We start from the raw sequence: 14834 nt of genomic DNA, 5'->3' as shown, positions 1-14834 counted from the left end.
GGGTGATAGATGTAAAAATTATGGGGTATTTTTACATTTGCAACTATGATAAAGTTTAGTTACAGAGTAAGAAGGAGGAATGTATGAATGAGTGGAGAACAAAGAAATAAAACTTCTCAAATAGCACCTGCAGCACATAAGAAGAAAGGCATTCCATTGAAATATCGTCTTTTTTTACTAGCTGTTCCATTTCTAATATTAATCTTTATCTTTAGTTATTTGCCGCTTTATGGTTGGAGATATGCATTTTATGATTATAAACCGCCTTTAAAACTATCACAATGTGAGTTCGTTGGATTTAAGTGGTTTACTCTTTTATTTCAAAATAAAGGATGGGTTACACAGATAATAAAGGTTTTAAAGAACACTTTAGCAATGAGCGGACTCGGAATATTAGTATCCATATTACCAGTTGCATTTGCTATTTTCTTAAGTGAGATAAAGTCAAAGCGGACAAGAAACGTATTTCAAACAATGACTACAATACCGAACTTTATCAGTTGGGTTATCGTATATTCCGTGGCATTTAGTTTATTTTCAACCACAGGTATGGCAAATTCTGTACTACAGAATATAGGGATTATTAGCAAACCAATCGCATTTCTTGATAGTCCAAATCATGTGTGGCTAAAAATGTGTTTATGGGGTGTTTGGAAGGGACTTGGATGGAGTTCAATTATGTATCTAGCAGCAATTACTAGTTGTGACCAAGAACTTTATGAAGCTGCAAAAGCAGATGGAGCAGGTAGATTTCGCCTTATGTGGCATATAACGCTACCTCAATTATTACCTACATATTTTGTATTATTAATGTTAAACGTAGCAAACATTTTAACGAATGGTATGGAACAGTATTTCGTTTTTGCGAATGCGTTTAATAAAGATAAGATACAAGTACTTGATTATTATGTATACGCAATAAGCATGGGGGGTGGTAACACCTACTCCTTAGGTGTTGCAATCGGTATTCTAAAGAGCCTTATAAGTATAACATTATTATACCTAGTAAATAAACTTTCAAAGGCTGTTCGTGGTGAGACGATTGTATAGATAGGAGGAAATGACCATGAGTAAAGATAAGATCGTTACAACAAATAAAAAGAAGAAATTAAAACCTGGAGAAATCATATTTAACATTTGCAATTATAGTTTTTTTATTATTTTTTCTATACTATGTATGTTTCCTTTCTATTACCTAATCATTAATACAATCAGTGATAATGATTTAAGTAATCGAGGATTCATTAATTTAATACCAAAGGGGATACACTTTAAAAATTATATTGAGGTATTTAAAATAGATGGTTTATTGCGTTCTGCCTGGATTTCGGTTGCAAGAACAGTTTTAGGTACCGCTTGTACAGCACTTGCATCTGCATTTCTTGGATTTTTATTTACGCAACAGAAAATGTGGGCAAGAAAGTTTTGGTATCGATTTATGATAATTACGATGTATTTTAATGCTGGCTTAATACCGATGTATATCATAATGTTAAACATAGGTTTAACAAATAACTTTTTGGTGTACATTATACCTTTAATCGTACAGCCTTTTAATATAATCTTGGTTAAGACTTTTATAGAATCACTGCCTTCTTCTTTACAAGAAGCAGCGGAAATTGATGGTGCAGGGCCGTTACAGATTTTTGGTCGAATTGTATTTCCATTAACTACGCCGATCTTAGCAACGATATCTATTTTTGCAGCGGTTCAGCAGTGGAACTCATTCCAAGATACGATGTTATATATCTCAGAAAAGTCATTGTATGCTCTGCAGTATCGAGTATATACGTACATAAACCAAGCGAACTCAATAGCACTTGCATTAAAAAATTCTAGTTTATCGGATAGCGCTATGATTAATCTGGCGACACAACAAACGCCTACTTCTGTTCGTATGACAGTTACGGTTATCACTGTTTTACCTATTTTATTTATTTATCCATTATTCCAAAGGCATTTTGTCAAAGGGATTATGATCGGAGCTATTAAAGGTTAAATTGGGGCTTTCCAGGAGGATATTACTTCCTGAGCTATATATTAAAAAGGAGGATGTATTATGAAAAAAAAATCAGCAAAAATAGTAGCATTATTACTTACACTGGTTATGGTATTTTCTTTAGCTGGATGTGGTAAGAATAATGAGGGAAAACCAGCATCTAACGAGTCTCCAACCAAAGCAGAAACACAAGCTACAGCTACTCCAACTACAGAAGCTAATAATGAAGCTAGTGAAGTAACTCAAGAAAAAACATATGATGAATTCTTAACAGTTGATGTATTTGCAACTGAAGCAAACTATGAAGGCATACAAACTGGATGGTTTGCTAAGGTAGTAAAAGATAAATTTAATATGGAACTTAATATTATTTCACCAAACGTAAGTGGTGGTGGAGATACTTTATTTATTACTCGCTCTGCAGCCGGAAATCTAGGAGATATAGTAATAATTGGATCTGAGAATGCTAGATTACAAGATACGGTTACTGCAGGTTTACTATATGATATTACAGATATGGTAAATGCGAGTGAAGTATTTGCTCAATACAAGCCAGCAATTGATAAAGTGAAAGGCTTAGTAAGTGATGGTAAAGTTTATGCGATTCCAAAGCAAGTTTCATCACAAGCGGCAACAGAGCCATCAGAAACAATCGATTTTGCATTTGGTGCGTTTCTTCGTTGGGATTATTATTTAGAAGCTGGTGCTCCAACCTTAAATACATTAGAAGATTTAATACCTTTAATGAAGACAATACAAACAGCACATCCAACAACGGATTCTGGTAAAACTGCTTATGGATTTTCGTTATTTGGGGACTGGGACGGTAACATGATGAATCTTGCACAACAACCAGCCCGTATGTATGGATATGATGAAATTGGATTTGTATTACATAAAGCAGATGGTTCTGATTATGATAGCATAATTGATAATGACTCCATCTATGTTAGAGGTCTAAAGTTCTTCTTTAATGCAAACAAAGAAGGAGTTCTTGACCCTGAGTCAACAACTCAAAACTGGGATACTTTATGGAATAAATATGTAGATGGCGCGGTTTATTTCTCACCATGGTCATGGCAAGGTCAATCCGCATTTAATACACCTGATAATGTAGCGGCAGGTAAAGGATTTAAATATGTACCAATCACTGATACGCAAATCTTATCTACAGGTGCTTCACCATCCGGTGATAAAGCTGTCATTGGAGTTGGAAGTAAAGCAAAAGATCCACAGAGAATGTATGATTTTATTGAGTGGTTATACTCTCCTGAAGGTATTTTAGCAAACTGTTCACCAGACAGTGGCGCTCCTGGACCAGAAGGTTTGACTTGGGAATTTGTTGATGGAAAGAGTAGATTAACTGAGTTTGGTAAAAAAGTATTTGCAGATCCAATCAATACAGTAATGCCAGATGAATGGAATGGTGGTACTTGGAGAGATGGAACATCTGTACTAAACTATAGGGCAGTATTAGAAACTGATATCAACCCAAATACCAATGAGCCTTACGGTTATAAGAATTGGGAGACTTATATTACTGAAAATTCCAATCCAGTGGATACTTCTTGGCAAGAATTCTATAAGGCAAATACTATGGTTGAATTAGCAAAAACTACAGGAAACTTTATTGTGGCGCCAGGAACTACTTTTATTAATCCAGAAGAAGGTTCTAATATTACAGCGTTACGTAATCAAATTAAGGAAAAGATTGTTGATTATTCATGGAGAATGTGTTTTGCAAGCAGTGAAGAGGAATTTAATAAACTCTTAACTGAGATGCAAGAGACGGTAAAAGGCCTTGGTTACGATGAAGTTCTTGCATTTGATATGCAGGCAGCAAAAGATAAAGATGCAGCACGTGCAGCAGCAAGAGCAGGAAATTAAGGAATTTAAACTCTTTCTAATGGCAATTTGAAGAGAGTAATGAAAATGTCTCAAGAGTTGAAGGAAACTTTGACTTTTGGGACATTTTTAACGCAGGATGGCATATGGGGGTTAGCATATGAAATCATTTTTAAATACACATGACTAGTAGATAAAATTACATTGCAACGGCTTGAGATACATGCCTATAATAGGGTATGGAATTAAATTCCACAAAATAATCAATATTGGATAAAGCATGTTTTGAATGAATCAAAGGAGAAATGGGTATGAAAGATTTTTCAAAGGAAACAACAAAAGGAAAAATTAAATATCAACTGTATGCAGTTTATTGGTTGGCAGTATTTGTACCCGTTTTTATTATTGGTAGTTATCTTGTTTTAAATACTAGAAATTTGCTGTATAAACAAGATTATTCAAATCTAGAGTCGGATAATTTACGAGTAAAAAGCATTGTATTAGATGTCACTAGTCTTATTTATACCGTTGGTAATACACTCCTTGGGGATTCAGATTTACAACAAGTCATAGGTAAAAAATATGAAACAGAAGCAGATGCATATGAGGCATATAGAAATTACAAAAAATTTGATATATATAAAAGGAATTACACGGAGATATCTCGTATAGAGCTATATAGCAATACGATTACTGAGTACGGATGTTTCATGGATATTACGGAGGAAATTCGAAATGAAGAATGGTATAAAAAAGCGCTAAGTACACCTCAGCCAACGTGGACCTCCATCAACTATAAAAACAATATAGGAAATATTGAGAGTGAGTTACGTTTAGTGCAAAGAATTCCCATCATAAAAACGGGAGAATATGCAGTGCTTGTAATAGCCATCAACAATAATCACTTAAAGTCTAGAATTAACAATAATATATTAACCAATGATTTGGTCGTAAATCAGAATGTTGTTTTTTATAGTGAAAGTGGTATTAAGGGTACATATTTAAATGATGGCATAGATTATGAACAAAAATATTATCAGTTTTCTGGTAGAGCAAATTACTATGGAAAAGATGTGCTATTAGAAGTGTCCACATTCAAGCCAGTATATTCCTCGGATTGTATTTATATTTTAACAAGTGATGCTACAGCGATACCACATATTCAGAATTTTACGAATATCTGTCTCATTATTATTTCCCTAAGTATTTTGTTTCCTCTTATCATGGTACTAGCGTTTACTCATAGGTTTAATAAAAGAATTTTGACCTTACGTGAGGTAATGCATCATGTTTCTTTAGGGGATTATGAAATCAAAGAAACGCTACAAGGAAATGATGAGCTAACGGATGTATTTAAAGATCTTCAAGTTATGATTAAAAGTATTACAAAAATGGATGAAGAAATCTACAGCGCAAAAATAAAAGAGGAGCAACTAAATAGTCACCAGCAAAGAATAAAGTATGAAATGTTAGCAAGTCAAATCAATCCTCATTTTTTATATAACACCTTAGAAACAATACGCATGAAGGCATTAAATGTGGAAGATAAAGAAGTAGCATATGCCATTAAGTTACTAGGCAAGTCCATGAGACATGTGCTTGATAATAGCTTACGAACGGTAAGCTTAGAGAGTGAATTAGAATACATTAAAATCTATTTAGCAATCCAGCACATACGATTTGGAGAACGAATCCGTTACCATATTAATGTAGCAGACAATATAGATTGTAAACATTATTATATATTGCCATTATTACTACAACCAATTGTTGAAAATGCAGTCTCTCATGGATTAGAAACGCAGACTGGAATTGGTGATTTAGAGATTAATATTTCCCATGAAAGGGAACGTTTGGTGATTTGTGTATCGGATAACGGATTAGGAATGACGGAAGAAGAACTGGAAAAATTAATTACACGTATGAAAGAAGAAAAATTAAGCACAGGAAGAAATATTGGACTACATAACATATATCAACGAATTCGATTATTTTATGGAGAATCCTATGGAATTTCAGTATCGTCAGAACTATATAAGGGGACCAGAGTAAGTATATATCTACCAAAACACGCAAATGAACCAGTTGATTTAAACGAAGCATTATACAACAGAGCATAAACTATGATTAAATTTTGTGCTGCTTTGGCAGCAGAAAGGGCGGAAATATGAAATTTAGTAATGGTCGTTGGTTATTAAAAGAAGGAACTGCATGTTTTTCTCCAGCAGAAGTGTATTTTTCTAAAGTTACGCAGGAAAAGGTAACTCTTCTCACACCAACCAAGAAAGTTACTTCAAGAGGAGATACACTTGGAGGTGTAAATCTAACAATTGAAATTACAGCACCTATGCCAGAAGTAATACGTGTTAAAACATATCATTATGCAGGCGTTAATAATAAAAAACCTGAGTTTGAATTGAATCTAAGCAATGATTCTTTTATGCAAGTAGAGGACCAAGAAGAATTTATTGTTATAAGAAATGGACAATTAAGGCTTGAAATTGCAAAAAGTAACGGTGCTATGACATACTACCAAGGAGATAAAAAGCTTACGAAGAGCATAGATAATGATTTAGCGTATGTTAAAACTGATTGGAAAGGCCTTGCTTATGATGGTGGGGGAGAAGAAAATACCTATATGCGCGAACAACTTTCCATTTCTGTTGGTGAACTTATCTATGGATTAGGAGAGCGGTTTACAGCATTTATTAAGAATGGTCAGACAGTGGATATTTGGAACGAGGATGGAGGCACATGTTCTGAGCAATCATATAAGAATATACCTTTTTATATTTCTAATAAAGGCTACGGCGTATTTGTGAATCATCCAGAAAAAGTTTCCTTTGAAGTGGCTTCCGAGGTTGTGACAAAGGTAGGATTTAGTGTAGAGGGTGAGTGCTTAGATTATTTTATAATCAATGGTCCTACGATGAAAGATGTTCTTATGCGCTATACAGATTTGACAGGCAAACCAGGACTTCCAGCTCCTTGGACATTTGGACTTTGGTTATCAACGTCTTTTACAACAAATTATGATGAAGAAACAGTGACTAGTTTTGTAGATGGGATGATTGACCGAGAGATACCACTTGGGGTATTTCATTTTGATTGCTTTTGGATGAAGGATTATTGTTGGTCTGATTTTACATGGGATTCAAGGGTGTTTCCAGATCCAAAAGGAATGTTAAAAAGACTGAAGGAAAAGGGACTTAAAATATGCGTATGGATCAATAGCTATATTGGGCAAGAGTCTATTTTGTTTGAGGAAGGTGTAGAAGGTGGATATTTTCTAAAGCGACCAAACGGAGATGTATGGCAATGGGATATGTGGCAACCGGGTATGGCAATTGTAGATTTTACGAACCCAGAAGCTTGTAAGTGGTATGCTAGTAAGTTAGAATCCTTGCTTGATATGGGAGTGGATTGCTTTAAAACAGATTTTGGTGAACGGATTCCAACAGATGTTGTATATTTTGATGGTTCAAATCCAAATAAAATGCATAACTACTATACATATCTATATAATAAAACTGTTTATGAATTATTAGAAAGAAAAAGAGGAAAAAAGGAAGCAATTCTTTTTGCTAGATCAGCCACTGCAGGAGGACAGAAATTCCCAGTACATTGGGGCGGAGATTGCTTTTCTGATTATGAATCCATGGAGCAAAGTTTGCGTGGTGGGTTATCTTTAACAATGTCTGGCTTTGGTTATTGGAGTCATGATATTGGTGGATTTGAGAGTACATCAACTCCAGATGTTTATAAACGCTGGGCGGCGTTTGGATTATTATCAACGCACTCAAGATTACATGGAAGTAATTCTTATCGTGTTCCTTGGTCATATGATGAAGAATCTGTGGAGGTTGTACGATTCTTTTCAAAGTTAAAAGCTTCCTTAATGCCTTATTTATATCGTAATGCAGTAGAAACTTCAAAAACTGGAGTTCCGATGATGCGCAGTATGGTGCTAGAGTTTAACGAAGATGTGACCTGCGGATTTTTGGATAAACAGTATATGTTAGGTGATAGCTTATTAGTTGCTCCAATTTTTAATGAGGAGGGCGATGCAAGGTATTATCTTCCAGAAGGCACATGGACCAATTACTTAACAAATGAGATGAAAACTGGTGGAAAATGGGTAAATGAAACACATGGATATTTAAGTATTCCTCTGTTAGTGAAGGATGGAACAATCCTTGCCATTGGAGCGAAAGATGATTCCGCGGTATATGATTATGGAAATAATGTTTTATTAAAGGTTTATGGACTTTCAGAGGGAAAAGAGTTGTATACCGTTGTTTATGATCAATTAGAAAGTGATGATATGCCTGTTGTTTCTGTATCTGCTAAAGTCATGATGAATGGAAATGAAATTACCATTGATGTTGTTAGTAAATATAAGTTTAGAGTTGAACTAGTAAATGTTAATAATATAAAGAATGTAACAAATGTTTGTACGGAAACAAATACTAGCTTTGAAATTGTTGATAATTCAACAGTAATTACGGCAAGCACTGGTGGAACCATTGTTTGTACCTTAGGGTAATAAATTTAGATCGATATAAAACGGATACGGAAGTCAAAAGTCCTGTCTACTTTATAGGAAAACAGAAAACCCGATACACCAAACAGAAAACATTAATTAATCTACAAGTACACATATTAATAAGACATAGTAAGGAGGAACAAATGATGCAAAATGAAGGAATGTATGTTGATGAATTATTAAAGGAAATGACCTTAAAAGAGAAAGTAAGTATGATCCATGGGAGTGGATTGTTTCGAACAGAAGGGATAGAACGATTAGGTATTCCGCCACTTATTACATCGGATGGACCAATGGGGGTACGGAATGAATTTGAGGATGCCTCGTGGAAGACAATCGGTAATTCCGATGATTTCGTTACATACCTTCCTTCAAATACAGCACTTGCTGCAACGTTTAATCGTGAACTTGCATATGAAGCTGGAAAAGTCCTTGGTTGTGAAGCTAGGGGCCGCGGTAAAGACGTTATTTTAGCACCAGGAATCAATATTCAAAGAAGTCCGCTGTGTGGTAGGAATTTTGAATATATGAGTGAAGATCCAAAGTTAATAGAGGAAATCGTTGTACCATTTATTCAAGGAATACAAGAAAATGATGTAGCAGCATGCGTCAAACATTTTGCAGCCAACAATCAAGAGATAGAGCGTTTATGGGTAGATACCTACATGGATGAACGTACCCTTAGAGAAATTTATCTCCCTGGATTTTATGCGGCAATATCAAAAGGAAATAGTTATACCCTAATGGGAGCTTACAATCGTTTATTTGGAGAACATTGTTCGGAGAGTAAATATCTATTAACAAAGGTACTAAGAGAAGAATGGGGATACGATGGAACGGTCATCTCTGATTGGGGAGCCGTACATAATACGAAAAACGCAGCAGAATCATCCCTTGATATAGAGATGTCAGTTACTGATAACTTTAATGAATATTTTATGGCGGATCCTCTTATTAAAGCAGTTGAGAATGGTGAAATTAGTGAAGAGCATATCGATAAAAAAGTAAAGAATATTTTACGCCTTATGTATCGTCTTAAAATGATAGGAAGTAAAAAGGAAGAGCGTATGAGTGGTACATATAATACACCAAAACATCATGAGGTGGTACTAAATACTGCAAGGGAAGCTATTGTTCTATTAAAAAATGAAGAGAAACGTTTACCTATTAAGACAACAGGACTTAAGAAAATTGCAGTCATAGGACATAACGCAGAGAAAGTGCATGCAAATGGTGGAGGAAGTTCTGAAATTAAGGCTCTTTATGAAATTTCACCATTAATGGGCATCAAAAAACTTCTTGGTGGTAATGTTAAGGTAGAATATGCAAAAGGTTATTATGTACCAGAGAAGAAAGACCACTCGGAATTAAATTGGCAAGAAGCAAGTCTTTTAAGCCATGATGAAGCAATTATAAACACTGCTGAATCTGTAGATCAGAAAATGAAAGAGAGAATGGAAGAAATAAAGAGACAGCAGAAGCTATTACGAGAAGAAGCTGTAGCACTAGCAAAAAAAGTGGATGAAGTAATAATTGTTGGTGGTTTAAATCATGATTACGATTGTGAAGGATGGGATCGAAGCGATTTATTACTTCCATATGCTCAGGAAGAATTAATTAATGCAGTGTTAGAAGTGAATGCAAATGCTGTGATTGTAATGATAACAGGTGCTCCAGTAAGTTACCAAGCATTTGTAAATAAGGCAAAGGCCATCCTTTGGACTTCGTATATCGGAATGGAAGGGGGAACTGCATTAGCAGAAGTTTTATTTGGGCAAGTTAATCCTTCTGGCAAACTTCCTATGACAATACCAAAAAGTCTAAATGATTCTCCTGCACATGTATATGGGGAATATGGAACAAAAGAATCCGTAACATATAAGGAAGGTCTATTGGTAGGATATCGTTATTTTGATACGAAGGAAGTGGAGCCTGAATTTTGTTTTGGACATGGGTTATCCTATACAACATTTGAATGTAAGGATCTTTTAGTTTCAGTGGATGAGTTGACGAATGAGAACGATCTTAGGGTTTCTCTTTCTATGTCTGTGAAGAATACGGGTGATATATATGGAGGGGAAACGATACAAGTTTATATTAAAGATATGGAAAGTTCTTTAATTCGCCCAGTCCATGAGTTAAAAGAGTTTAAAAAAGTATTTTTAGCCCCATCAAAGGAAGAAACGATATGTTTTGAACTTCATAAAGAGGCATTTTCCTTTTATGATGATACGAAATCATGCTTCGTGGTGGAGCCAGGGAAATTTATAATTGAAATAGCAAGCTCATCAAGAGATGTTTCTCTGCAAGGAGAAATAACAATTGAGAATAGTTATACTTATACTCTTAGTAAACCTTGACATCAGTTTTCAGATGGATTATAGTAATTTCATATTATACGCCAATCATAGTGTTTGAATGGCATAAAAATGAATGAAAGTAGGATGAAGCGATGAGCAAGGTTAGAACAAGATACGCACCAAGCCCAACAGGCAGAATGCATGTAGGTAATTTAAGAACCGCTCTTTATGAGTTTTTAATAGCAAAACATGAGGGTGGTGACTTTATCTTAAGAATAGAGGATACTGATCAAGAACGTTTTGTGGAAGGTGCTACTGATATCATATATCGTACACTTAATAAAACAGGTCTAATTCATGATGAAGGTCCAGATAAAGATAAAGGCTTTGGTCCTTATGTTCAGAGTGAGCGTCAAGCAACAGGAATCTATCTTGAGTATGCAAAGCAATTAGTTGAAAAAGGAGAAGCTTACTATTGCTTTTGTACAAAAGAACGCTTAGAAAGCTTAAAAAGTACGGTTTCTGAAGATGGTAGTGAGAGTAAAGAGATCACTAAGTATGACAAACATTGCTTACATTTAAGTAAAGAAGAGGTTGAGGAAAACTTAAAGAAGGGTATGCCATATGTAATTCGTCAAAATATGCCTCTTACTGGTACAACTACTTTTAAAGATGAAATCTATGGAGAAATTACGGTAGAAAATTCAGAACTTGATGATATGATTTTAATTAAGTCCGATGGATATCCAACCTATAATTTCGCAAATGTAATTGATGATCATTTAATGGAAATTACACATGTAGTAAGAGGAAATGAATATTTATCTTCTACACCAAAATATACTAGACTTTATAATGCATTCGGATGGAAAGAGCCAGAGTACATTCACTGTCCTTTAATTACAAACGAAGAGCATCAAAAGCTATCAAAAAGAAGTGGACATTCTTCTTTTGAAGATTTAATAGAGCAAGGCTTTGTTACAGAAGCAATTGTAAACTTTATCGCACTTCTTGGTTGGAGCCCATCTTCCAATGAAGAAATCTTTAGCTTAGATGAATTAATCAAAGAATTTGATTATCACAACATTAATAAATCACCATCTGTTTTTGATATGAATAAACTTCGTTGGATGAATAGTGAGTATATTAAACGTATGGACAGTGAGAAATACTATGAATATGCACTACCATATATTAAAGAAGTAATTCATAAAGACTATGATTTAAAATTCATCGCTGACTTGGTAAAAACAAGAATCGAAACATTCTTAGATATTAAAGATATGATCGATTTCTTAGAAGAACTTCCAGAGTATGATGTAGCTATGTTTACACATAAGAAGATGAAAACAAACTCTGAAAACTCTTTAGTAGTACTACAGGATGTATTACCAAGATTTGAAGAACTTGAGGATTATTCAATTTCATCCATTGAAAGTGTATTAATGGGTTATATTGCTGAAAAAGAAATTAAAAATGGCCAAGGATTATGGCCAGTTAGAACTGCAGTTTCTGGAAAGCAATCCACACCAGGTGGCGCTTATGAAATTATGAATATTCTTGGAAAAGAAGAGAGTCTTCGTCGTATCCGCATTGCAATTGATAAATTAAGCAATGATGTGAATGCATAAAAAATAAGAATAGAATAATTAATATTTTGGTTGTTACAAAATACAGCTCATGAAAAATAGCATGTATTTTGTAACAATCTTTTTAATGGCTCTATGTCAGGTATTAGGATGCGGATGCATTGCATCTACACCAATCATGATATAGAACTTTTTTAATTTCTGGAGTTTCGTGTTGAGTTTTTAGTCATAAATTATAATGTTTTTGTATGATACTATATAAAAGACGATCATACGCATTATAATAAGTAAATAGTGACGGCTCTTGTTTAATATGTCTAAAGGGATGGCTATATTTTATCTGTGAGCGATGCTGTTACTCTTTACGGGTTTATGGTAAAATAATAGTATTGAAATGGAAGTTAAGTAGAAAAGAGAGATAAGCATGATGACATTAAGTGAAGCACAAAAGGAAGCAATAACCCATAAGCAAGGTCCTATGCTCGTACTTGCAGGTCCAGGTTCGGGGAAAACCTTGGTAATCACAAAACGTACCCAATATCTGATTGAAGATTGTGGGATTAATCCAGCAAGAATTCTAGTTATTACATTTACAAAAGCGGCAGCGGAGGAAATGAAGGAACGCTTTGCAAAACTTATGAATGGAAAAAATCTAGGTGTGAACTTTGGTACATTTCATGCGGTGTTTTTTAAGATATTGCGATATGCTTATAACTATAATGCATCCAATATTATTAGTGATGAGCAAAAGTATCGTTATTATAAAGAATTAATCGATGAACTTGATATTGAAATCGAAGATGAAAAAGAATTTATTGAAGGAATTAGCTCTGAAATTAGTCTTGTAAAATCGGAGAAGATGGATATAAACAATTATTATTCCATGAACTGTTCTGAGGATAATTTTGCAAAATTATATGCTGGGTATGAAAAAAAGTTGAGAAAGGCCAACTTAATTGACTTTGATGATATGCTTTTGCTGTGCTATGAACTTTTGGTAGCAAGAGCAGATATTCTGGCGCTTTGGCAACAAAAATATGAGTATATATTAATTGACGAGTTTCAAGATATTAATAAAATTCAATATGATATTATACGCTTGCTAGCAAAACCACAAGATAATTTGTTTATTGTTGGTGATGATGATCAAAGCATTTATCGATTTCGTGGTGCAAAACCAGAAATTATGTTGAATTTTTCAAATGATTATAAGAATGCTAAAAAAGTACTCTTAAATTATAACTATCGCTCTAAGGGAAAAATTGTGGAAGCTGCCCTTCGTGTTGTTAAAAATAACTCTAAGCGTTACGAAAAAGAAATTACGACAATCCATGAAGAGGGAAAAGAGGTCGAAATAAAAGTTGTTTCAGACCTACCAGAAGAGAACAAAACGGTTCTTGATTTAATTAATCATTATCATAAACAAGGATTTGCCTATAGTCAAATAGCGATTCTTTATCGTACGAATACACAACCAGGAGCTCTGGTAGAAAAATTAATGGAATATAACATACCTTTTCGTATGAGAGATGCCATTCCAAATATTTATGAACATTGGATTACTAAAAACATAATGGCGTATATTAAAATAGCCATGGGATGCATGGATCGATCGTTATTTTTACAAATTATAAATCGTCCAAAACGATATATTGCAAGAGATTGTTTCGCAGATCAAGTGGTAAATTTAGAAAAAGTAAAAGAATATTATTCTGATAAAAATTATGTTGTAGAGCGAATTGAGAAATTAGAGTATGATTTGGCTTTACTTAAAAAAACAAATCCATTTGCGGCAATTACTTATATTCGAAGAGCAATCGGATATGATGAATATCTAAGAGAATATGCAGATTTTCGTCGTATGAAAGTGGAAGAACTATATGATATCTTAAGCGAACTTCAAGAAAACTCAAGAGATTTTAAGACCTATGAGGAATGGTTTACTCATATTGACGAATATCAAGAAGAGTTAAAAAGGCAGGTAGAGCAAAGAAAAAACAAGTTTTATGATGGAGTTTCTCTCTCTACTTTTCATGCTTCCAAAGGTCTAGAATATGATGTGGTTATTATAATAGATGCCAATGAAGGTATAACACCTCATCGTAAAGCTTTATTATTAGAGGATATGGAAGAAGAACGTAGAATGTTCTATGTGGCAATGACTAGGGCAAAAAGTAGACTTCACATTTACTCTGTGAAGGAGCGCTTTCATAAGGAACTTGCTTGCTCAAGATTTGTTGGTGAAATGCTGCTTGATCGTGATTTCCTAGTGAAAGGTGCAAGAGTCAAACATAAGATGTATGGAGAAGGCGTAGTAATTGATAATAGAGATGGAAAATTGAGTGTTAAGTTTGATAAAATCTTTTTACCAAAGACTTTAGATATTGATTTTTGTATTAAGGGACAGTTGATAGAGAGTGTTTCGGAAATAAAAAGTAGTGAATGAGTAAGAAGAAATGTAATAAGTAGGAAAGACGAAAAGAATTGAATAAGTAAGACAAAAGCAACAAATAAGTAAGACAAAAAGTGTTGATAAGCAAGATGATATGCAATAA

General features: G+C 34.1%; 8 protein-coding genes. All 8 read left to right on the top strand.

The window, feature by feature from the left end; genetic code table 11:
• Positions 1–87 precede the first annotated feature (87 nt).
• The 8 genes from BN4220_RS00800 (at position 88) to BN4220_RS00765 (ending at position 14725) form a co-directional block, all read left to right on the top strand.
• Positions 88–1050 (top strand): ABC transporter permease, encoded by a 963-nt coding sequence (locus BN4220_RS00800; RefSeq protein ID WP_066712151.1) that lies wholly within the window; start codon positions 88–90, stop codon positions 1048–1050.
• A 16-nt stretch (positions 1051–1066) separates the two neighbouring features.
• On the top strand, positions 1067–1999 hold the full coding sequence (locus BN4220_RS00795) for a carbohydrate ABC transporter permease (protein WP_066712149.1): 933 nt from the start codon (positions 1067–1069) through the stop codon (positions 1997–1999).
• A 60-nt stretch (positions 2000–2059) separates the two neighbouring features.
• Positions 2060–3886 (top strand): extracellular solute-binding protein, encoded by a 1827-nt coding sequence (locus tag BN4220_RS00790; protein ID WP_066712147.1) that lies wholly within the window; start codon positions 2060–2062, stop codon positions 3884–3886.
• 269 nt (positions 3887–4155) lie between these two features.
• The gene (locus BN4220_RS00785; protein ID WP_066712144.1) at positions 4156–5964 is read left to right on the top strand and encodes a sensor histidine kinase; all 1809 of its coding nucleotides are present in this window, start codon (positions 4156–4158) and stop codon (positions 5962–5964) included.
• A gap of 47 nt (positions 5965–6011) precedes the next feature.
• On the top strand, positions 6012–8390 hold the full coding sequence (gene yicI, locus BN4220_RS00780) for an alpha-xylosidase (RefSeq protein WP_066712141.1): 2379 nt from the start codon (positions 6012–6014) through the stop codon (positions 8388–8390).
• A gap of 143 nt (positions 8391–8533) precedes the next feature.
• A complete protein-coding gene (locus BN4220_RS00775) occupies positions 8534–10750 on the top strand; it encodes a beta-glucosidase (protein ID WP_066712138.1) in 2217 nt (738 codons plus the stop codon).
• A 92-nt stretch (positions 10751–10842) separates the two neighbouring features.
• Positions 10843–12321 carry a glutamate--tRNA ligase gene (gene gltX / locus BN4220_RS00770; RefSeq protein WP_066712128.1) on the top strand — a complete coding sequence of 493 codons (1479 nt, stop codon included), beginning with the start codon at positions 10843–10845 and terminating at the stop codon, positions 12319–12321.
• A gap of 382 nt (positions 12322–12703) precedes the next feature.
• Positions 12704–14725 carry an ATP-dependent helicase gene (locus BN4220_RS00765; RefSeq protein ID WP_347477041.1) on the top strand — a complete coding sequence of 674 codons (2022 nt, stop codon included), beginning with the start codon at positions 12704–12706 and terminating at the stop codon, positions 14723–14725.
• The last annotated feature ends 109 nt before the right edge of the window (positions 14726–14834 follow it).

Origin of the sequence: Clostridium sp. Marseille-P299, from assembly GCF_900078195.1 — a bacterium.
Lineage (GTDB): Bacteria > Bacillota > Clostridia > Lachnospirales > Lachnospiraceae > Lachnoclostridium.
Note: the sequence above shows the minus strand (reverse complement) of the source record. Positions and strands in the feature narration are given on the sequence as shown.

Bases quoted from the DNA above. Each gene is read 5' to 3' on its own strand.
- BN4220_RS00765 (WP_347477041.1), top strand. From the start codon at position 12,704: ATGATGACATTAAGTGAAGCACAAAAGGAAGCAATAACCCATAAGCAA.
- BN4220_RS00785 (WP_066712144.1), top strand. From the start codon at position 4,156: ATGAAAGATTTTTCAAAGGAAACAACAAAAGGAAAAATTAAATATCAA.
- gltX (WP_066712128.1), top strand. From the start codon at position 10,843: ATGAGCAAGGTTAGAACAAGATACGCACCAAGCCCAACAGGCAGAATG.
- yicI (WP_066712141.1), top strand. From the start codon at position 6,012: ATGAAATTTAGTAATGGTCGTTGGTTATTAAAAGAAGGAACTGCATGT.
- BN4220_RS00775 (WP_066712138.1), top strand. From the start codon at position 8,534: ATGATGCAAAATGAAGGAATGTATGTTGATGAATTATTAAAGGAAATG.
- BN4220_RS00800 (WP_066712151.1), top strand. From the start codon at position 88: ATGAGTGGAGAACAAAGAAATAAAACTTCTCAAATAGCACCTGCAGCA.
- BN4220_RS00790 (WP_066712147.1), top strand. From the start codon at position 2,060: ATGAAAAAAAAATCAGCAAAAATAGTAGCATTATTACTTACACTGGTT.
- BN4220_RS00795 (WP_066712149.1), top strand. From the start codon at position 1,067: ATGAGTAAAGATAAGATCGTTACAACAAATAAAAAGAAGAAATTAAAA.